Genomic DNA, 19,844 nt, shown 5'->3' on the forward strand with positions numbered 1-19,844 from the left:
GTTACGACGTCAGACCGGAATCGTGCGAGGGCGTTCAGCAGACAACGGCGAGTTTCACCCGTTCCGTCGAAAGCAGGAGCGAGATTCTTCCCTCCACGACCCTGACGGGAAAATGCCCGGCACAACCTTCATCCGGCGCCACCGCCTCGCCAGTGTCGAGGGCGATGTTCCAGTTATGCAGAGGGCAGGTGACGGTTTTGCCGGACACGATGCCCTGCGACAGCGGTCCGCCCTTGTGCGGGCAGCGGTCGCGCAGGGCGAAGATTTCATCCGTGGCGGTGCGGAAAACCGCGATGTCGCCCTGCGCCGTGCATATCACGCGCGCGCCCTGCGGGGGAATATCCTCGATGCGGCCAATTTCGATCCAGTCGTTCATGAGAGTCATCAGGCAATTTGTTTGAGGGGCATGAATTCGTGCCGGTCGACGCTGTTTTGCGCGCGCTCGGCCCAGGGATCCACCTGCGCGTATTTCTGGGATTCCAGGAAGCGCGCGTACAGCGCTTTTCTCCCGGCGGTGTTTTCGACGACTTTCTGTTTGATCATGGCCAGTCCCACGCGCTCGACCCACGGCGCGGTGCGTTCCAGATAGCGCGCGTCTTCGCGATAGAGTTGCAGGAAGGCGCCGCAATGCTCCAGTACTTCCTCGGGTGTCACGACCTTGCACAGCAGGTCGGTGACGCGCACCTTCACGCCGCCGTTGCCGCCGACGTGCAGTTCCCAGCCGGAGTCCACCGCGACCACGCCGAAGTCCTTGATGGTGGCCTCGGCGCAGTTGCGCGGGCAGCCCGACACCGCCAGCTTGAATTTGTGCGGCGTCCATGAGCCCCAGGTCATTCTTTCGAGTTGAATGCCCATGCCGGTCGAATCCTGCACCCCGAAGCGGCACCATTCCGAGCCGACACAGGTCTTCACGGTGCGAATGGCCTTGCCGTAGGCGTGGCCGGAAACCAGCCCGGCCTTGCCGAGCTCGCCCCAGACGGCGGGCAGTTGTTCCTTCTTTATCCCCAGCAGGTCGATGCGCTGGCCGCCGGTGACCTTGACCTCGGGCACCTTGAATTTTTCCGCGACGTCGGCGATGGCGCGCAGCTCCGCCGGCGTGGTCACGCCGCCCCACATGCGCGGCACCACGGAGTAGGTGCCATCTTTCTGGATGTTGGCGTGCACGCGCTCATTGATGAAGCGCGACTGGTAATCGTCCTTCACCTCCGCCGGCCAGGTGGCGATCAGGTAATAGTTCAGCGCCGGGCGGCAGGTGGCGCAGCCGTCCGGATTCTTCCATTCCAGTTCCTGCATCACCGTTGCGATGCTGGTCAGACGGCGCTCGCGGATCTGCGCGCGCACCTCGTCGTGGGTGTATTCGGTGCATTTGCACAGCGGTTTGGCCTGGGGCGCGGCGGAGTAATCGCCGCCGAGCGTTATTGCGAGTATCTGTTCCACCAGCCCGGTGCAGGAACCGCAGGAGGAAGAGGCCTTGGTGTGGGCGCGCACGTCCTCGAGGGTGAAGAGTTTTTTGCCGACGATGGCCTGGACGATTTCACCCTTGCACACGCCGTTGCAGCCACAAATTTCGGCCTTGTCGTCCATGGCCGCGACGGCGTTGGCGCCGCCGTGACCGGCGTCGCCCAGGTGCGCCTGGCCGTGCAGCAGGCGCGTGCGGAAGGCGCTGACGTCCGTGCCCTCGCGCATCAGCTGGAAATACCAGGCGCCGTCCACGGTATCGCCCACCATGACCGCGCCCTGGATGCGGTTGTCCTTGAGCACGACCTTCTTGTACACGCCCGCGCCCGGATCCTGCAGCACGATGCTTTCGGTCTGGTCGTTGCCGGTGAAATCGCCGGCGGAGAACACGTCGATGCCGGTGACCTTGAGCTTGGTCGAGGTGACCGAGCCCTGATAGCGGCGGATGCCGAGCCGGGCCAGGTGATCGGAACAGACCTTGGCCTGCTCGAACAGTGGCGCCACCAGCCCATACGTTTGGCGCCGGTGCTGCACGCACTCGCCCACGGCATACACGCTCGGGTCGTAGGTTTGCATGGTGTCGTTGACGATGATGCCGCGCTCGCAGTAAATCCCGGATTTTTTCGCGAGATCGATGTTCGGACGTATGCCGACCGCCATGACCACGAGGTCGGCGGTGGTTTCGCGTCCGTCCTTGAAGCGCACGCCCTGCACGCGTTTCTTGCCGATGATCTCCGCGGTTTCCGCACCGAGCAGGAATTCCACGCCACGCTCCTCGAGCGAGCGGTGCAGCATGCCTCCGGCCACTTCGTCCAGCTGACGGTCCATCAGCGTCTTGGAAAGATGCACCACCGTGACGTGCATGCCGCGCTGCTTCAATCCATTCGCCGCCTCCAGGCCCAGCAGCCCGCCGCCGATGACGACGGCATGGCGCAGCGACTTGGACGCACTGATCATGGTGTCCACGTCGTTCATGTCGCGGAAGGTGATGACGCCGGGCAAAGTGCTGCCCGGCACCGGGATAATGAACGGATGGGAACCGGTGGCCAGCAGCAGCCGGTCATATTCGGCGGCGGTGCCATCCCGGGCGACGACTTTCCGTGCCCGCCGGTCGATCCCGGTGACTTCGCAGTTCTTGTGCAGTTTGATGCCGTTGGCTTGGTACCACGGTTCGTCGTTCAGCAGGATGTCGGGAAAGGCCTTTTCGCCCGCGAGCACGGGCGAGAGCAGGATGCGGTTGTAGTTCCCGTACGGCTCGGAGCCGAACACGGTGATGTCATACATGTCCGGCGCGGTCTTGAGCAACTCCTCGAGCGTGCGCATGCCGGCCATGCCATTGCCGACCAATACCAGCTTTTCTTTTTGCATAGGCTCCGTGGTGCTGAAATAGTTTTGCGCTATCGCCCACATAGCAACCGGCGTGCCAGCTTCCGCGCACGCGAACACAGAGATAACTTGTTGAATTGAAAACGCTGTGAGTTACGCGAGCACCGGGGAGGGCAGGATGTTTGCACTCTCCCGGTGCACGGAGGGTAGGGCGTGCACGATTTGGATCATTTTATGTAGGTTGGGGTGAGCGGAGCGAACCCCAACATGAAGGCGAACGATGTTGGGGTTCGGCGTTTCACGCCTCACCCCAACCTACATGAAATCTTTGGCGCTCAGAGCCTGCCCGTTCACGCCCCGGCTGTCGGGACCGAGCAGGTACAGATAGGCCGGCATGAGGGTTTCCGGTGCGGGCAGGGCGTCGCGGTCCTCGCCGGGGTAGAGGCGTGAGCGCATGCCGGTACGAACCACGCCGGGGTCGAGGCTGTTGACGCGAATGCGTTTCTCGGCGGCGCACTCATCCGCGAGTATCTGCATCAGGCCTTCCAGCCCGAAACAGGAAACGCCATAGGCGCCCCAGTAGGCGCGGCCCTGGCGGCCGACGTCGGCGGTGGTGAAAACGATGGAGGCATCCGCGGATTTATTCAATAGCGGCAGACAGGCGCGCGTCAGCAGCCAGGCGGCATTCAGATTCACCTGCATCAGGCGGAACCACATTTCCGGCGTGTAATGCTCCAGCGGCGTGAGAGTGCCGGCATCGGCGGCGTTGTGCAGCAGGCCGTCGAGGCCGCCGAATTCCCGTTCGATGGTTTGCGCCACCTGCTCGTAATGCGAAGGCGTGGCCGTGGCCAGATCGAGCGGCAACAGCGCCGGCTGCGGCCAGCCACGGTGCTCGATTTCGTCGTAGACCTTTTCCAGTTTTTTGGCGGTCCGACCGAGCAGGATGACGCTGGCCCCGTGTTGCGCGCAGGCCAGCGCCGCGGCGCGCCCGATGCCGTCGCCGGCGCCGGTGATCAGGATGCGGCGCGAAGTCAGCAGGTCGGGGGCGGGCGTGTAGGGTTTCATGGCGGATTCGAGGGCGGCAGGACCGGCGCGAATTGTAACGTAACGCAGCCGGCCATGCAGTGGCCAAGTGTGGTGTTCGTGGTTATCATGTGACGCGACTCAAGACAGAGAGGACGTCATGAAGAAATTCTTTATTGGTTTGGTAGTTGGCCTGATCGTGGCTTTCCCGTTGGGGATCAATTTCGGCAAGGATAAGCCCTTGCTGAGCAACCCGTTCGCCGCCAAGCCGGATATTGCCGAGCAGATCAAGGAACGCACCGGCGAAGTGCTCAAGGAGACCAAAGAGGTGATCCACGACGCCACCAAGCCGGTGCAGGAAAAATTGCAGAAATAACAACCGTGACGCAGGACGTCAGGCGAAGGTGGTCTTGCCTTCGTCGTTGACGCAAATGCGGTTGCGCCCGGCGTTCTTGGCCAGGTACAGGCGGTTGTCCGCCACCCCCAGCAGCTGATCGATGCTGTCCGCCGGGTCCACCCCGAAGGTGGCGATGCCGATGCTGACCGTGATCGGCACGATCTTGTCGCCGACGATGAATTGCTCGCGCTCGATGGCGGAACGGATGCGTTCCGCCAGCACCGCGGTGCCGAGACGGTTGGTGTCCGGCAGCAGCAGTGCGAATTCCTCGCCGCCGATGCGCGCCACCGTGTCCTCGGTGCGCGACATTTCCAGCAGGATGTTCGCCACCACCATCAGCGCGTCGTCGCCCGCGGCGTGTCCGTAGGTATCGTTGATCTTCTTGAAGTGGTCGATGTCGAGCAGGAGCACCGACAGGTCCGACACGTAACGCCGCGCCAGCGCCACGGCCTTGGTGCCGTTTTCGAAAAAAGCGCGCCGGTTCTTGAGCTTGGTCAGGGAATCCGTGGTGGCCTGTTCCGCCAGCGCCTTCTTGCTCGCCTCCAGCTCGCGAATGGTGCGTGCCAGCCGGTAATGCACGTTCAGGCGCGCCACCAGTTCCATCTCGTCGATGGGTTTGGTGATGAAATCGTTGGCGCCGTTGAGGAAGGCCAGGTTGCGGTCGACGTTGTCCTCGGCCGTGGTCATGACGATGACCGGCATGTTCTTGTGGTGCGCGCCGTCGCTTTTGCGGATCTTGACCAGCAGCTGGTGCCCGCTCATGTTCGGCATGTGGATGTCGGTGATGACGATGGCGATATCCGGGTTTTTCTCGAGCACGTCCCAGGCCTGCACGCCGTCCTTCGCGTGCAGCAGGCGATAGGTGTGCCCCAGGTATTTGGACAGCAACGCCGTGGTCGTCTGGGAGTCTTCGACCAGCAGCAGGAGCGGGAGCGGTTCGGTTTTCTTGGACGGTTCAGGCTTCACGGCTAGGGTGTCCGCATCGCTCGGAATGAGCCATGTCTGCTGAAAATATAGCATGCCGGGGCCCGGCCATCGGGCCGGTCAGCCCGGCTGAACGTCGCGGACTGCCTTATCAATTTGCTCGGGTTCTGCCAGCGCCTTGTCCCCGCCGCCCACGCCCATCTCCGAGAACTTGCGCGCCCCCGGCAGCAGCTTGGTCTCGAAGGAGCCCACCGTCCTGTTGTAATCGGCCACGGTGCTGTTCAGGCTGCGGCCGAGCTTCACGAGGTGTTCGCTGAAGGTCATGAGCCGGCCGTAGAGCTCCTCGCCGACGTCGCGGATGTGCTCGGCGTTGGCCGTCAGGCTTTCCTGGCGCCAGCCGTAAGCCACGGCGCGCAGCAGGGCCACGAAGCTGGTCGGGGTGGTGAGGATGACCTTCTGCTTCAGCGCGTCTTCCAGCAGGCTGCGATCCATGTCGAGCGCGGCGCCCAGAAACTGGTCGCCGGGGATGAACAGGATCACGAAGTCGGGCGCGCTCTTGAATTGCGTCCAGTAGGCCTTGCTGGACAGTTCGCGCACGCGCTCGCGCACTTTGCGCGCGTGATGCTCCAGGTGCTTGCGGCGCGTCTCGTCGTCGGTTGCCTCGACCGCGCTGAGATAGGCATCGAGCGGGGTTTTCACGTCCACCACGATCTCGCGCCCGTCGGGCATGCGCACGATCATGTCGGGACGCATGCGGCCGGCTTCGGTGTCGGTATTTTCCTGTTCGTAGAAGTCGCAGTGCTCGACCATGCCGGCCAGTTCGGCGAGGCGCTTCAGCGTCATCTCGCCCCACTGGCCGCGCACCTCGGGCCGGCGCAGCGCCTGCACCAGGTTGCGCGTCTCGCCCTGCAACAGTTGCTGGGTCTGGACCATGGTTTCGAGATGCTTGGTGAGCGAGCCGTAGGCTTCCTTGCGCTCGTTCTCCATCAGGCGTATCTGCTGCTCGGCCTTTTCCAGCGCCTCGCGCACCGGCTTGATCAGGTTCTCGACCGCCTTTTCCTTCAGCTCCAGGTCGCCCTTGGCCTGCACGTGGAATTGCTTGAGTGATTCCTGCGCCAGTTGCAGGAACGCGGCGTTGTTTTCCTTGAGCGCGCGCTGGGACAGGGCGATGAAGTTCTGTTCCAGGCCGGCGAGCTTTTCCTGCGCCGCCTTGCGTTCCAGTTCCAGCGTGGTGGCGAGTTCCGCGAGGCGCTTCTGGGTGCGCAGTTGCGCGACGAACCAACCGAGCCCTCCCGCCAGCAGGATGACGATGGCGACAATAATAAGTGTGACGGCGTTACTCATCCTGTTTCAGCCAGTCGAGAATCTCGCCCGGCGCGCGGATCATGCCGTCCGCGCCCCAGCGTTCGGGGGTTTCATGGCCGTTAATGTACCCGAACAGCGCCACCAGCGTTTTCATGCCGGCGTGCCGGCCGGCCAGGATGTCGCGCTCGGCGTCGCCGACGTACAGGCATTGCTCCGGGCGGCTGCCGGCCGCGGTGCAGGCGTGCAGCATCGGTTCCGGATGCGGCTTGCGGTTGGCCACGGTGTCGCCGCTGACCACGCAGGCCGGCGCGGGATCGGGCCGCAGTTGCGCCATCAGCGGATCGGTGAGGAAGGCCGGCTTGTTCGTGACCACGCCCCAGTTCATGCCCTGTTTCTTCAGCGTCTGCAGCAGCGCCGGGATGCCGTCGAACAGGCGCGTGTGGCGGCAGAGATTTTCGGTGTACAGCACAAGGAAGCGCTGGCGCAGGCGGTCGAAATCCGCATCTCCCGGTTTCTTGCCGAAGCCGAGCGTGACCAGCGCCGAGGCGCCGTGCGACACCTCGGGACGGATGGTTTCGTAGAGCAGGGCGGTTTTGCCTTCCTCGACCAGCAGCAGGTTCAGCGCATGCGCCAAGTCCGGCGCGGTGTCGGCCAGCGTGCCGTCGAGATCAAATAAAACCGTGCGGATCTTAGTCACCGCGCGTGGTGTAGGCGATGTAGTTGACGTCCACCCCGCGCCCGAGGCGGTACTGGCGCGTCAGCGGGTTGTAATGCATGCCGATCAGCTCATGCAGCGTCAGGCCCGCGTGCCGTGTCCAGCGTTCCAGCTCGGACGGCTTGATGAATTTCATGTATTCGTGGGTGCCCTTCGGCAGCAGGTTCAGCACGTATTCGGCGCCGACAATGGCGAACAGCCATGACTTCGGGTTGCGGTTGATAGTGGAGAAGAACACCCTGCCGCCGGGTTTGACCAGCTTGGCGCAGGCCGCGACCGTGGACGCCGGGTCGGGCACATGTTCCAGCATTTCCATGCAAGTCACGACGTCGAAGGATTCGGGCCGTTCGCGCGCCATGTCCTCGGCGCTGATCTTGCGGTATTCGACCTTCTGGCCGGATTCCTTGAGATGCAGTTTGGCCACCGCGAGTGGGGCGTCGCCCAGGTCAATGCCGGTGACCGTGGCGCCGTGCGCCGCCATGCTCTCGGCGAGAATGCCGCCGCCGCAGCCGATGTCGAGCACGGTCTTGCCCTGGAGCCCGACGCGATCATTTATATAGTTGAGGCGCAGCGGGTTGATGTCGTGCAGCGGCTTGAACTCGCTGTGCGGGTCCCACCAGCGCGCGGCCAGGGATTCGAACTTGGCGATTTCTTCGGGATCGACGTTTTGGGCGGTATGGGACATAGAAACTCAGAAAGTGTTTAACAAGCGACCCTGATCAACGTAGTCGTCATTCCCGCGAAAGCGGGAATCCAGATATTAAGATGCTGGATGCCGGCTTCCGCCGGCATGACGGCAAATTCCTTAACTGGCCTTTATCTTACCATGCCACTCGATGGCCTTCTCCCGCAGCGCCGCCTCGTCCATCCCGGTCAGCTGGTGTTTCGCGAGCAGATGTTTGCCGTTGACCCACACGTCCGAGACCTGGTCGCGCGTGGCGGTATAGACGATCTGCGACACCGGGTCGTACACCGGCTGGCTGCTGATGGCGGAAAGATCGATGGCCGTAATATCCGCTGCTTTGCCGGCGGTAAGCGAACCGGTGCGCGCCTCGATCCCAAGCGCCTTGGCACCGTTAAGGGTCGCCATGCGCAGTGCAGTATGCGCCGGGACCGCCGTGGCGTCACCGCTCGCGCCCTTGGCAAGCAGGGCGGCGATGCGGATTTCCTCCAGCATGTCGAGATTGTTGTTGCTGGCCGCGCCGTCGGTACCGAGCGCCACGTTCACACCGGCTTTCGTTAGCGCGTGCACCGGGCAGAAACCGCTCGCCAGCTTGAGGTTCGATTCCGGGCAGTGCACCACACTGACATTGTCCTGCGCCAGTAATTTGATCTCCTCCGGCAGCAACTGGGTCATGTGCACCGCGATCAGGCGCGGGCCGAGCAGGCCGAGTTTGGCGAGCCGCGCCAGCGGGCGCATGCCGTGCTGCTTCACGCTGGCCTCCACCTCCTGCGCGGTTTCATGCACGTGCATGTGGATCGGAATATCCAGCTCGTCGGCGTACATGCGGATTTTTTCGAACGGCGCGTCGGAGACGGTGTAGGGCGCGTGCGGGGCGAAGGCGGTGCTGATGAGTTCGCTGTTGCGCAGCTCGTCGTGCAGCTTCAGGCCCTTGTGCAGGTATTCGTCGGCGTTCTGCGCCCAGGCGCTGGGGAAGTCGATCATGATCAGCCCGATGCAGGCGCGCATGCCGGCATCGTGGCAGACGCGCGCGGTAACGTCGGGGAAGAAATACATGTCACTGAAGCAGGTGGTGCCGCTCTTCAGCATCTCGGCGATGGCGAGCTCGGTGCCGTCGCGCACGAAATCGGGGCTGACCCACTTCGCCTCTGCCGGCCAGATGTGATTGTTCAGCCAGTCCATGAGCGGCAGATCGTCCGCCAGCCCGCGGAACAGGCTCATGGCGGCGTGGGTGTGTGCGTTCACCAGGCCGGGGATGACGGCATGGGTTTTGAGATCGACGGTTTCCGTGGCGTGGTATTTCTTCGCGGCGTCATTCGTGGGCAGGACTTCGACGATTTTCCCGCCGTGGACGGCGATGCTGTGGTGGTTCAGCGTCAGCCCGTCGGGCTCGACGGGTATCACCCAGCGGGCGTTTATTAAGGTGTCGATGGTTTGCATGGGGGAGGGGGTTATTTTAGTTGGGGGAGTATAACCGACCTCCCTCATCCTCGTGAAAGCTGAGATGATAGGGGTTGTCCCTGCAGAGGCGGGGACCCAGCGTTAGAAAAATTGGGAAAAATTGGGGTCAGATCACAGTGTTCGCTAATACAAAAGTTGTGATCTATTTTTAATTGCTATCGAACGAGAAAACAGCCGATTCAGCACACCAGACGCCGCTAGGCGTTAAAGGAGAAGACGTGTGGGTGAAATGAGCGCATGGCAGTACTGGCTTATCGTGGCAGGGGCTCTAATCGCTGCGGAACTTTTTATAGGCAGTCCGATGTTCGTGCTGCTTATTCTCGGTGTCGCTGCTCTCATAGCTTCGATTGTCGCCTGGTTCAGTGCTCCAATGTGGGCTCAACTGCTGGTAGCGACATTGGCATGCATCGCGGGCTATGTCGTGGCGGTTCGTCTGAAGAAACGGGAGCCCGTGGGCGCCACCATCCCGCTCGATAGCGGTGGACGCGTAGAGCTGGTCAAGGTGCTCTCCAATCTCCGGGCGGAGGTGAACTACCGTGGTGCGGTGTGGACGGCAGATTCCGATCGTCCCGGGCTCGACTGGAACGGTCCGCTTTACGTGAAGGAAGTGCGTGGCACAAGTCTTGTTGTCACGTCTGAAAAACCAAACTGAGCATTCCGAAAAAAAGGAGAAAATCGATGCTGCCCTTTGGAATAATCCTGATCGTTGCGATCATCTTTATTTTCCTTGGCGTGAAGATCGTCCCGCAGCAGAGCGCCTACGTCGTTGAGCGTCTTGGGCGTTATCATGCCGTGCTGAACCCTGGCCTGAACCTCATTATTCCCTTCGTCGATCGCCTTGCCTACCGACACTCGCTCAAAGAGGTTGCGATGGATATCGCGCCGCAGATTTGCATTACGAGGGACAACACGCAAATCAACGTTGATGGAGTTCTCTACTACCAGGTGACCGATGCCAAGATGGCAAGCTACGGCGCGGAGAATTACGTGGCGGCCATCAGTCAGCTCGCGCAGACGACGTTGCGCTCGGAGATTGGCAAGCTCGAACTCGATAAGACCTTCGAGGAACGCGAGCATCTGAACCGCGCTGTCATTGGTGTCCTCGATACAGCGGCCGTGACTTGGGGTGTCAAGGTCTTGCGCTATGAGATCAAGGACATTACCCCGCCTGCGGCGATCCTGCATGCCATGCAGGCGCAGATCACCGCTGAACGCGAGAAACGCGCGTTGATCGCCAAGTCCGAAGGCGAGCGCCAGGAGCAAATCAACATTGCCGATGGCGAACGGCAGGCGGCTATCAAGCGCTCGGAAGGAGAAAGGCAGGCCATGATCAACCGCGCCGAGGGCGAGGCCAAGGCGATTCTCGCCGTCGCCGAGGCGAACGCCAAGGGTATCAAGGCCGTCGGTGAATCGCTCATCGGCAGCGGAGGCGATGCCGCGGCAAATCTCAAGGTCGCGGAACGTTACATTGAAGCGTTCGAGGAGTTGGCCAAGGCCGGCAATACCCTGATCGTGCCGTCGACGCTATCGGATATCTCGGGAACCATCGCTTCAGTAATGAGCGTCATTCGCAGCGCGGAATCGAAGCCGGTTGCCCCGCGTCCCGCGAAAGCATAATCAGTTTGATTGAAACAACAAAAGATGTCGTGGGGTGATACACCACCCCACGATTAGATTTTCAGCCAGCGCAGACTGCGAATAACTAGTTATTGACGATTCCTGCTTACTTCGACTCGGCAGCAACCTCGACACGACGGTTCATCGCGCGGCCTTCGGCGGTGTCATTGCTGGCTATCGGATTCGACTCGCCCATGCCCGAAAGCACAATGCGATTCTCGGCCACGCCGTTACTGACCAGATAGTCCTTGGCGGCCTGGGCGCGGCGCATCGACAACTCCTGATTGTATTTCTCGCTGCCGACGCTGTCGGTGTAGCCCGTGACCCGGATGGTCGCGTCTTCCGGAAGCGTCTTCAGCTGGGCAACCGCGGCATCGAGCCGTTGCTTGTCTTCCGCCCGCAGCACCGCCTGATCAAAATCGAACCCGGCTTTCTCGGAGATGTTGATGGGTTCCCTCTGAGGTTCGATGGCAGCGATTTCGGCAGGTGCCGGAGTCGCTACAGGTTCCGGGGCCGGTGCGGCGGCGACGGGCGGCGGCATCAGATGGGCGTCGCATTCCCTGGTTGCCGACTGCGCAGTCCAGTTTGAAGTGCGCACGCAATTACCGCTGTTGTCACGCACGACAACTCCCGAGGCGTCATGGGCATAGCCGCTGCTCATGAGGTCCGAGGCGGCGAAACTTTGCGAGGCAGAAAAGATGCATCCGCCCGATACCAGGGTTGCCAGTATTAATTTTTTCAGTTCCATGTCAGTTCTCCTTTATGCAATGAGGAAAGCTCCACGCGAATGATTCATTAAAACATCGCGAACGTGGAGAAGCGTTATTGTGTTGCTTGTTACTGACGGCAGCAGGGAAATTTCTGCCTTCAACATTAGACGCCTGTTTCGCGCAAAGTTTCAATAAAATTCGGCTTTGCACCTTTTGTTCCTGACGGTCATTGTCCCCATGTGCCCCATGCGATGCTGTGCGCTGTCGCACATACAGAGATATAAATAAGTTTAATAATTTGAAAACCTCGCTCAGGCTGGTGTTTTCGCTGATAGAAAAAGTATTCTGATAACCGGCAATAAAACGCAAACCAACGCGTAAAAAGTTTTTTGTCGTTTCATGACGTGATCCCCCTGATTAGTATTGGCAGCCGGAGGCCGATACAACGGAAATCTTTACTGCTTATGCAGTTGATCCAGGCGCCCCAGCGGCGGGGGCGTCAATGCCGGGTACTAGGGCGCGAATCGGGGACATAAGATATACTTTGCCCGCCATGGCGAACGCCCCATCCAATGCCATCCTTTACGACAAAATCCGCGCGGTGGAATGGGAAAACGGCCGGCTGAAGCTGATTGACCAGCGCCTCCTCCCCGGCAAATTCGAACATCTATACCTCGATCATCTTCCGGAAAGTGCCAAGGCCATTACCGACATGGTGGTGCGCGGGGCGCCGGCGATCGGCGTCACGGCGGCCTATGCCGTGGTGCTGGCGGCGCGCGACCGATACAAGGAAAACCCCAACGGCTGGCACAAGGCGATTCAGGCGGATCTGGATCTGCTGGCCGAGGCGCGCCCGACGGCGGTGAATTTGCGTTGGGCGGTGGAGCATATGCGCGGCCTCATCAATGCCGGTATCCCGGGCAATCCGCTGATGCGGCTGCTTTCCGAAGCACAGCGTATCCACGCCGACGACATCGCCGCCAACCGGCGCATGGGCGAGCTGGGCGCGGCGCTGATCGAGACAGGCAGCGGCGTTTTGACGCACTGCAACACCGGGGCGCTGGCCACGGGCGGTTATGGCACGGCGCTGGGGGTGGTGCGCGCCGGCTACGCCGCCGGCAGAATCAAAAGTGTTTATGCCGACGAAACCCGCCCCTGGCTCCAGGGCGCGCGCCTGACGGCGTGGGAGCTGGTGCAGGAAGGGATCCCGGCGACCCTGATCGCCGACAGCGCCGCAACGTATTTAATGAAGCAGGGCAAGGTGGCGTGGGTGATCGTGGGCGCGGACCGCATCGCCGCCAATGGCGACACTGCCAACAAGATCGGCACCTACATGACGGCGGTGGCGGCACGCCACCATGGGGTTAAATTCATGGTGGTGGCGCCTACCAGCACCGTGGACATGAAAACCCCCGACGGCGCGGCCATCCCCATCGAGACCCGGGCCGAGGCCGAGGTGCTCGGTTTCGGCGGCACCCGCACTGCTCCGGAGGGCATACAGGCCTGGAATCCGGCCTTCGATATCACCCCGGCCGAGCTGATCGATGCCATCGTGACCGAAAAAGGCGTGGTCACAAAGCCCACCCGCGACAAGCTGGTCGCGATGATGAAATCTGCTTAGAAAACACCTTGTTTTAAGCCTGTTTTTACCGCCTCTCGCGCCGTCTCTGCCCCCGGTTTTTAAGTGCAGTTAGGGGGGTAAGCATGCTAGAATTCCGTGCTTCTCCAGTCTCAAAACAGGCTGAAAAAATAACTACTTATCAGTTACTTATCAATAAGTTATCCACGATAGGGTAACTGATTTCTTATGGAACAATTCGCCAAAGAAACCATTCCGGTCAATCTCGAAGACGAGATGCGCCGCTCCTACCTCGATTACGCCATGAGCGTGATCGTGGGCCGGGCGCTGCCGGACGTGCGCGACGGCCTGAAGCCGGTGCACCGGCGCGTGCTGTTCGCCATGCACGAGCTCGGCAACGACTGGAACAAGGCCTACAAGAAATCCGCGCGCGTGGTCGGTGACGTCATCGGTAAATACCACCCCCACGGCGACACCGCGGTGTACGACACCATCGTGCGCATGGCGCAGGACTTCTCCATGCGCTACCCCATCATCGACGGCCAGGGCAACTTCGGCTCGGTGGACGGCGACGCCCCGGCGGCCATGCGCTACACCGAAATCCGCATGGCGCGCATGGCGCACGAGATGCTGGCCGACCTCGACAAGGAAACCGTCGATTTCTCGCCCAACTACGACGGCTCGGAGCACGAGCCGGTGGTGCTGCCGGCGCGGGTGCCGAACCTGCTGGTGAACGGCTCCTCCGGCATCGCCGTCGGCATGGCGACCAACATCCCGCCGCACAACCTGAACGAAGTCGTCAACGCCTGCGTCGCGCTCATCGACAACCCGGACGCGACCATCGACGACCTGATGAAGCATGTGCCCGGCCCGGATTTCCCGACGGCGGGCATCATCACCGGCGTCGACGGCATCCACGAGGCCTATCGCACCGGGCGCGGGCGCGTGTACGTGCGCGCGCGGGTGGAGATCGAAACCGACGAGAAGCGCGGGCGCCAGTCCATCATCGTCACCGAGCTGCCGTACCAGGTGAACAAGGCGCTGCTGCTGGAACGCATCGCCGAGCTGGTGCACGATGGCAAGATCGAGGACATCGCCGAGCTGCGCGACGAGTCGGACAAGTCCGGCATGCGCATGGTGATCGACCTCAAGCGCGGCGCGGTCGCCGACGTGATCCTGAACAACCTGTACGAACACACCGCGATGCAGAGCGTGTTCGGCATCAATGCGGTGGCGCTGGTCAACGGCCAGCCGCGCCTGCTCAATCTCAAGGAACTGATCGACGCCTTCCTGCGCCACCGGCGCGAGGTGGTCACGCGGCGTTCGATCTATGACCTGCGCAAGTCGCGCGAGCGCGCGCATATTTTGGAAGGCCTGGCGGTCGCGCTCGAGAGCATCGACGAGATGATCGCGCTCATCAAGGCCGCCAAGGACCCGGACGAGGCGCGCGTGAAAATGCTGGCGCGCACATGGCCGGCGAAAATGGTGACCAAGATGTTGTCCGCGGGCGACGCCGACCTGACGCGGCCGGAAGGACTGGACAAGGCCTTCGGCCTGACGCCCAAGGGCTATCGCCTGACGGAAGTGCAGGCACAGGCGATTCTCGACCTGCGGTTGCACCGCCTGACCGGGCTGGAGCAGGAAAAACTGCGCAGTGAATACGGCGACATTCTCAAAACCATTGCTGACCTGCTCGACATCCTCGGCAATCCCGGACGCCTGATGCAGGTCATTCGCGACGAGCTGATCGCGATCCGCGAGCAGTACGGCGACAAGCGTCGCACCGAGATCGTGCAGAGCCGCGTGAGCCTCAGCATGGAAGACCTGATCGCCGACGAGGACGTGGTCGTGACCCTGTCGCACGCCGGCTACATCAAGTCACAACCGCTCGCGGCCTATCGCGCCCAGCGCCGCGGCGGGCGCGGTAAGACCGCGACCAGCATGAAGGAAGAGGATTTCGTCGACAAACTGTTGATCGCCAACACCCACGCCACGATCCTGTGTTTCACCAGCCTGGGCAAGGTTTTCTGGAAGAAGGTGTACGAGATTCCGCAGGCCGGGCGCGGCGCGCGCGGTAAGCCGATCGTGAACCTGCTGTCGCTGGAGGAGGGCGAGCAGATCAGCGCCATCCTGCCGGTGAAGGACTTCGACAAGGGCGGTTATGTGTTCATGGCCACCTCCGACGGCACGGTCAAGAAGACCGAGTTGGTCGAATTCACGCGCCCGCGTTCCACCGGCATCCGCGCGATCGAGTTGAAGCCCGGCAACCAGCTGATCGGCGTCGGCCTGACCGACGGCAAGTGTGACATATTGCTCTTCAGCAACGCCGGCAAGGTGGTGCGCTTCGGGGAAGACGACGTGCGCGAGATGGGGCGGACGGCGCGCGGCGTGCGCGGCCTCATGCTGAAACCGGACCAGTCGGTGATCGCGCTGATCATCTCTTGCCCGGATCAGGCGGGCAAGGCCATGACGGTGCTGACGGCGACGAAGAACGGTTACGGCAAGCGTACGCCGCTCGAGGATTACCCGAAACACCGCCGCGGCGGCCAGGGCGTGATCTCGATCCAGGTGAACGAGCGCAACGGACCCGTGGTCAGCGCCTGCGTCGTCGGCGACGACGATCAGGCGATGCTGATCACCAGTGGCGGCACCATGATCCGCACGCGCGTGAAGGAAATCTCCATCGTCGGCCGCAACACCCAGGGCGTGCGTTTGATCGGGACCGAGGAAGGCGAGCATCTCGCCGGCCTGGAACGCGTGGCCGAGTCCGAGGAAGAAGATTAATAGACAGGATTAACAGGACTAACAGGATTAAAAAGATAACAGTTCAGATTTAATCCTGTAAATCCTGTTAATCCTGTCCATTCAAGTTTTTTGTTTTTTTATAAGGTGCGACTGTAATGACCAGAATATTCAATTTCAGTGCGGGCCCGGCGGTGTTGCCGGAAGAAGTCCTGAAGCAGGCGCAGGCGGAACTGCTCGACTGGCACGGCAGTGGCATGTCGGTGATGGAGATGAGCCATCGCGGCAAGGAATTCATCGCCATCGCCGAGAAGGCCGAGGCCGACCTGCGCGAGCTGATGAACATCCCGGCGAACTACAAGGTGCTGTTCCTGCAAGGCGGCGCCTCGGCGCAGTTCGCCATGGTGCCGATGAACCTGCTGCGCGGCAAGAAATCCGCCGACTACATCAACACCGGCGAGTGGTCGAAGAAGGCCATCAAGGAAGCCAAGAAATTCGGCGGCGTGAACGTCGCGGCCACCGCGGAAGCGACCAACTTCAGCACCGTGCCGCCGCAGAAGGACTGGAAGCTCGACCCGGACGCGGCCTACCTGCATTACACGCCGAATGAAACCATCGGCGGCGTCGAGTTCAGCTTCGTGCCGCAGACCGGCAACGTGCCGCTGGTGGCCGACATGTCCTCGACCATCCTGTCGCGTCCGGTGGACGTGACGCAATACGGGCTGATCTACGCCGGCGCACAGAAGAACATCGGCCCCGCCGGGCTGACCATCGTGATCGTGCGCGAGGATCTGATCGGCGGCGCGCCGGCCGGCACGCCTTCGATGTTCGATTACAAGATCCACGCCGAAAACGCCTCGATGTACAACACCCCGCCGACCTATGCCTGGTACATCGCCGGGCTGGTGTTCGACCTGCTCAAGAAGAAGGGCGGCCTCAAGGCCATGGCCGAAATCAACAAGCGCAAGGCCGACAAGCTGTATGCCTTCATCGATGCCAGCGGCGGTTTCTACAAGAACCCGGTGGAAAAACCCAGCCGTTCATGGATGAATGTGCCATTTACCCTCAAGAGCGAGGCGCTCAACGAGCCCTTCCTCAAGGGCGCGAAGAGCGCGGGTCTGGTACAGCTCAAGGGCCACCGCTCGGTCGGCGGCATGCGCGCCTCCATCTACAACGCCATGCCCGAGGCGGGCATTGATGCGTTGATCGCCTACATGCGGGACTTTATGAGCAAAAATGGTTGATCTGTCTAAAAGTGCCGTCATTCCGGCGAAAGCCGGACAAAATCGCCGGGAGCGATTTTGGACAGCCGAAGGCTGGCCCGAAGGGCGGAATACAGGGATGTATTCCGCCATCCAGATATTAATGCAGTATTGGTATGCAACTGGATGCCGGCTTTCGCTGGCATGACGTCAGTGGGCGACAAGGGATTTCTGCGGAAGTCTTTTTTTAGCGGTAAGAATTATTTATCAATGCAGTTAAGATTGGAAAAATGCACAAGATACTGACGCTCAACAACATCTCTCCGCTCGGGCTGGCGCGCCTGCCGAGGGAGGAGTTCCAGGTTTCCGCCGACATGAAAGAGCCAGACGGCATCCTGCTGCGCTCGTTCAAGATGCACGACATGGAAATCCCGAAGTCGCTCAAGGCCGTCGGCCGCGCCGGCGCGGGTGTGAACAACATCCCGGTCGAGAAGCTGACCAAGCTGGGCATCCCGGTGTTCAACGCGCCCGGTGCCAACGCCAACGCGGTGAAGGAACTGGTGCTGGCCGGCATGCTGCTGGCGTGCCGTCACATCCCGGCATCGTGGGAGTTCGCGCGTGGCTTGTCCGGCTCCGACCCCGAGATCAGCAAGGCGGTGGAGGCGGGCAAGAAGAACTTCGCCGGCTTCGAGCTGCCGGGCCGCACGCTCGCGGTCATCGGTCTCGGCGCCATCGGGCGCAACGTCGCCAACATGGGTATCGCGCTCGGGATGAAGGTGGTCGGTTTCGATCCGGGCCTGACGGTGGAAGGCGCGTGGCAGCTGTCGGCCGACGTGAAGAAGGCCAACAGTGTGGACGAGGCGCTGCGCGTGGCGGATTTCGTGACCTTCCACGTGCCGCTCGTTGACGCGACCAAAAACCTCATTAACGCCGAGCGCCTCAAGGCCATGAAAGATGGCGTCATCATCCTCAACTTCGCGCGCGAGGGCATCGTGGACGACGCCGCGGTCAGCGCCGCCATCAAGGCCGGCAAGGTCTACGGCTATGTCTGCGACTTTCCGAGCAATCTCCTGAAAAATCACGAGCACGTGATCACGCTGCCGCACCTGGGCGCCTCGACCGCCGAGGCCGAGGACAACTGCGCCATCATGGTGGCGGAACAGGTGAAGGATTTTCTCCAGAACGGCAACATCCGTAACTCGGTGAATTACCCGGACGTGGTGATGGCGCGCGAGACGGCGTATCGTCTGGTGGCGGCCAATGCCAACATGCCCAACATGCTCGGCCTGATTTCCGAGACGCTGGGCAACGCCAAGCTGAACATTCATGACATGGTCAACCGCTCGCGCGGCGACTACGCCTACACCGTGGTCGATCTCGACAGCCCGGTGCCGGAAGACGTGCGCCAGAAGATCGCGGGCATCAACGGCGTGCTGATGGCGCGTATTATTTGACGGCTCAAAAAATAAGATTAACCGCCAAGACGCCAAGAACGCCAAGTTTTTTATCTTTAAAAACAGCTTTTCTTGGCGATCTTGGCGTCTTGGCGGTTCAAAATCATATCCATTTTATTAGAGATTCTTTAGGATATTTGAGGTGACTGTTAAGAAGAGCAAAAACGGCGGGGCCGAGGCGCAGATAAAGAAACTGCGCGAGCAGATTGACGCGCTGGACGTAAAAATCCAGGCGCTGATCAGCGAACGCGCACGGCTGGCGCTGGCAGTCGCCGAAACCAAGCAGCAGGAAGGCAGCAACAACTTTTACCGCCCCGAGCGCGAAGCCGAGGTGTTGCGCAACGTGCTGGCGCGCAACCAGGGGCCGCTTTCGGAAGAAGCCATGGCGCGGCTGTTCCGCGAGATCATGTCCGCCTGCCTGGCGCTGGAATCGCGCCTGCGCATCGCGTTTCTCGGGCCGGAGGGCACCTTTACCCAGGAAGCGGCGCTCAAGCAATTCGGCCACGCCGTGGAAACCGCGCCGCTGGCGGCCATCGACGAGGTGTTCCGCGAGGTCGAGTCGGGCAACGCCCATTTCGGCGTGGTGCCGGTGGAGAACTCCACCGAAGGCGTGATCAATCACACGCTCGACATGTTCATGGCCTCGCCGCTCAAGATCTGCGGCGAGGTGGCCTTGCGCATCCATCATCATCTGCTCGGCAAGGGCAACGATCCGCAGGGTGCGCACAGCGTGGTGTCGCACCAGCAGTCGCTGGCGCAGTGCCGCGAATGGCTCGACGCCAACCTGCCGGGCGTGAAGCGCGTGCCGGTGGCGAGCAACGCCGAGGCGGCGCGGCTGGCAGCGGCGGACGTCGGCACGCTCGCCATCGCTGGTGACACGGCGGCGCAGCTTTACGGCCTGCACATGTTCGCCAGCAACATAGAGGATCGCCCGGACAACACCACACGCTTCCTCGTGATCGGCACGCTCGAAACCGTGCCGAGCGGCAACGACAAGACCAGCCTGCTGCTGTCGAGCCGCAACCGCCCCGGCGCCCTGCAGCGCCTGCTCGCGCCGCTGGCGAAGAACAAGATCAACATGACGCGCATCGAGTCGCGTCCCTCGCGCCAGAGCATGTGGGAGTATGTCTTCTTCGTCGACATCGACGGCCACATGAAGGATCGCAAGGTCGCCAAGGCGCTCGCCGATCTGGAAAAGGAGGCGGCATTCCTGAAACGGCTCGGTTCCTATCCCAAGGCCGTGCTGTGA

17 protein-coding genes are annotated in these 19,844 nt (G+C 61.6%); 8 read left to right on the plus strand and 9 right to left on the minus strand.

The window, feature by feature from the left end; all coding sequences use genetic code 11:
* Nucleotides 1–34: 34 nt before the first annotated feature.
* From nirD to SCL_RS05740, 3 genes are all read right to left on the minus strand, one after another.
* Complete coding sequence (gene nirD, locus SCL_RS05730) at nt 35–376, minus strand: nitrite reductase small subunit NirD (protein ID WP_096361860.1); 342 nt, start codon at nt 374–376, stop codon at nt 35–37.
* Nucleotides 377–384: 8 nt separating this feature from the next.
* A complete protein-coding gene (gene nirB / locus SCL_RS05735; protein ID WP_096361861.1) occupies nt 385–2,826 on the minus strand; it encodes a nitrite reductase large subunit NirB in 2,442 nt (813 codons plus the stop codon).
* A gap of 273 nt (nt 2,827–3,099) precedes the next feature.
* Entirely contained in the window at nt 3,100–3,849 is a 750-nt protein-coding gene (locus SCL_RS05740; RefSeq protein WP_096360331.1) for a YciK family oxidoreductase, read from the minus strand.
* A 118-nt stretch (nt 3,850–3,967) separates the two neighbouring features.
* Between SCL_RS05740 and SCL_RS05745 the strand changes: the two genes are divergently transcribed.
* Nucleotides 3,968–4,183, plus strand: a complete 216-nt coding sequence (locus SCL_RS05745; RefSeq protein ID WP_096360332.1) for a hypothetical protein — start codon at nt 3,968–3,970, stop codon at nt 4,181–4,183.
* Nucleotides 4,184–4,201: 18 nt separating this feature from the next.
* Here the strand turns inward: SCL_RS05745 and SCL_RS05750 are convergent, their stop codons facing one another.
* From SCL_RS05750 to SCL_RS05770, 5 genes are all read right to left on the minus strand, one after another.
* Nucleotides 4,202–5,170: a GGDEF domain-containing response regulator gene (locus SCL_RS05750; RefSeq protein ID WP_172425940.1), complete on the minus strand. Its 969-nt coding sequence runs from the start codon at nt 5,168–5,170 to the stop codon at nt 4,202–4,204.
* Nucleotides 5,171–5,248: 78 nt separating this feature from the next.
* Nucleotides 5,249–6,472 carry a DNA recombination protein RmuC gene (locus tag SCL_RS05755; protein WP_096360334.1) on the minus strand — a complete coding sequence of 408 codons (1,224 nt, stop codon included), beginning with the start codon at nt 6,470–6,472 and terminating at the stop codon, nt 5,249–5,251.
* Nucleotides 6,465–7,130: an HAD family hydrolase gene (locus SCL_RS05760; protein WP_172425941.1), complete on the minus strand. Its 666-nt coding sequence runs from the start codon at nt 7,128–7,130 to the stop codon at nt 6,465–6,467. The genes SCL_RS05755 and SCL_RS05760 overlap by 8 nt, the downstream gene beginning before the upstream one ends.
* Nucleotides 7,123–7,833 (minus strand): bifunctional 2-polyprenyl-6-hydroxyphenol methylase/3-demethylubiquinol 3-O-methyltransferase UbiG, encoded by a 711-nt coding sequence (gene ubiG, locus SCL_RS05765; protein ID WP_096360335.1) that lies wholly within the window; start codon nt 7,831–7,833, stop codon nt 7,123–7,125. The genes SCL_RS05760 and ubiG overlap by 8 nt, the downstream gene beginning before the upstream one ends.
* A 120-nt stretch (nt 7,834–7,953) precedes the next feature.
* Nucleotides 7,954–9,270, minus strand: a complete 1,317-nt coding sequence (locus tag SCL_RS05770; protein ID WP_096360336.1) for a TRZ/ATZ family hydrolase — start codon at nt 9,268–9,270, stop codon at nt 7,954–7,956.
* A gap of 241 nt (nt 9,271–9,511) precedes the next feature.
* On the opposite strand from SCL_RS05770, the gene SCL_RS05775 reads away from it, so the two are divergent.
* Together SCL_RS05775 and SCL_RS05780 are read left to right on the plus strand one after the other, a co-directional pair.
* Nucleotides 9,512–9,943: an NfeD family protein gene (locus SCL_RS05775; protein WP_148665003.1), complete on the plus strand. Its 432-nt coding sequence runs from the start codon at nt 9,512–9,514 to the stop codon at nt 9,941–9,943.
* 26 nt (nt 9,944–9,969) lie between these two features.
* Nucleotides 9,970–10,908, plus strand: a complete 939-nt coding sequence (locus SCL_RS05780; protein WP_096360338.1) for an SPFH domain-containing protein — start codon at nt 9,970–9,972, stop codon at nt 10,906–10,908.
* Nucleotides 10,909–11,014: 106 nt separating this feature from the next.
* On the opposite strand, the gene SCL_RS05785 is transcribed toward SCL_RS05780, so the two are convergent.
* Entirely contained in the window at nt 11,015–11,656 is a 642-nt protein-coding gene (locus SCL_RS05785; protein WP_096360339.1) for an OmpA family protein, read from the minus strand.
* Nucleotides 11,657–12,171: 515 nt separating this feature from the next.
* Between SCL_RS05785 and mtnA the strand changes: the two genes are divergently transcribed.
* From mtnA to pheA, 5 genes are all read left to right on the plus strand, one after another.
* Nucleotides 12,172–13,239, plus strand: a complete 1,068-nt coding sequence (gene mtnA, locus SCL_RS05790) for an S-methyl-5-thioribose-1-phosphate isomerase (protein ID WP_096361863.1) — start codon at nt 12,172–12,174, stop codon at nt 13,237–13,239.
* Between the two features lie 186 nt (nt 13,240–13,425).
* Nucleotides 13,426–15,981 (plus strand): DNA gyrase subunit A, encoded by a 2,556-nt coding sequence (gene gyrA / locus SCL_RS05795; protein ID WP_096360340.1) that lies wholly within the window; start codon nt 13,426–13,428, stop codon nt 15,979–15,981.
* Between the two features lie 116 nt (nt 15,982–16,097).
* Nucleotides 16,098–17,183 carry a 3-phosphoserine/phosphohydroxythreonine transaminase gene (gene serC / locus SCL_RS05800; protein WP_096360341.1) on the plus strand — a complete coding sequence of 362 codons (1,086 nt, stop codon included), beginning with the start codon at nt 16,098–16,100 and terminating at the stop codon, nt 17,181–17,183.
* Between the two features lie 248 nt (nt 17,184–17,431).
* The gene (locus SCL_RS05805) at nt 17,432–18,595 is read left to right on the plus strand and encodes a 3-phosphoglycerate dehydrogenase family protein (protein ID WP_096360342.1); all 1,164 of its coding nucleotides are present in this window, start codon (nt 17,432–17,434) and stop codon (nt 18,593–18,595) included.
* A gap of 142 nt (nt 18,596–18,737) precedes the next feature.
* Complete coding sequence (pheA, locus tag SCL_RS05810) at nt 18,738–19,844, plus strand: prephenate dehydratase (RefSeq protein WP_096360343.1); 1,107 nt, start codon at nt 18,738–18,740, stop codon at nt 19,842–19,844.

The organism is Sulfuricaulis limicola (genome assembly GCF_002355735.1).
GTDB lineage: Bacteria > Pseudomonadota > Gammaproteobacteria > Acidiferrobacterales > Sulfurifustaceae > Sulfuricaulis > Sulfuricaulis limicola.

What these genes read in the sequence shown, in the direction of transcription:
- SCL_RS05805 (WP_096360342.1), top strand. Translation starts at nt 17,432, where the DNA reads ATGCACAAGATACTGACGCTCAACAACATCTCTCCGCTCGGGCTGGCG.
- SCL_RS05770 (WP_096360336.1), bottom strand. Translation starts at nt 9,270, where the DNA reads ATGCAAACCATCGACACCTTAATAAACGCCCGCTGGGTGATACCCGTC.
- SCL_RS05745 (WP_096360332.1), top strand. Translation starts at nt 3,968, where the DNA reads ATGAAGAAATTCTTTATTGGTTTGGTAGTTGGCCTGATCGTGGCTTTC.
- gyrA (WP_096360340.1), top strand. Translation starts at nt 13,426, where the DNA reads ATGGAACAATTCGCCAAAGAAACCATTCCGGTCAATCTCGAAGACGAG.
- serC (WP_096360341.1), top strand. Translation starts at nt 16,098, where the DNA reads ATGACCAGAATATTCAATTTCAGTGCGGGCCCGGCGGTGTTGCCGGAA.
- SCL_RS05755 (WP_096360334.1), bottom strand. Translation starts at nt 6,472, where the DNA reads ATGAGTAACGCCGTCACACTTATTATTGTCGCCATCGTCATCCTGCTG.
- ubiG (WP_096360335.1), bottom strand. Translation starts at nt 7,833, where the DNA reads ATGTCCCATACCGCCCAAAACGTCGATCCCGAAGAAATCGCCAAGTTC.
- SCL_RS05780 (WP_096360338.1), top strand. Translation starts at nt 9,970, where the DNA reads ATGCTGCCCTTTGGAATAATCCTGATCGTTGCGATCATCTTTATTTTC.
- SCL_RS05740 (WP_096360331.1), bottom strand. Translation starts at nt 3,849, where the DNA reads ATGAAACCCTACACGCCCGCCCCCGACCTGCTGACTTCGCGCCGCATC.
- nirD (WP_096361860.1), bottom strand. Translation starts at nt 376, where the DNA reads ATGAACGACTGGATCGAAATTGGCCGCATCGAGGATATTCCCCCGCAG.
- nirB (WP_096361861.1), bottom strand. Translation starts at nt 2,826, where the DNA reads ATGCAAAAAGAAAAGCTGGTATTGGTCGGCAATGGCATGGCCGGCATG.
- mtnA (WP_096361863.1), top strand. Translation starts at nt 12,172, where the DNA reads ATGGCGAACGCCCCATCCAATGCCATCCTTTACGACAAAATCCGCGCG.
- SCL_RS05785 (WP_096360339.1), bottom strand. Translation starts at nt 11,656, where the DNA reads ATGGAACTGAAAAAATTAATACTGGCAACCCTGGTATCGGGCGGATGC.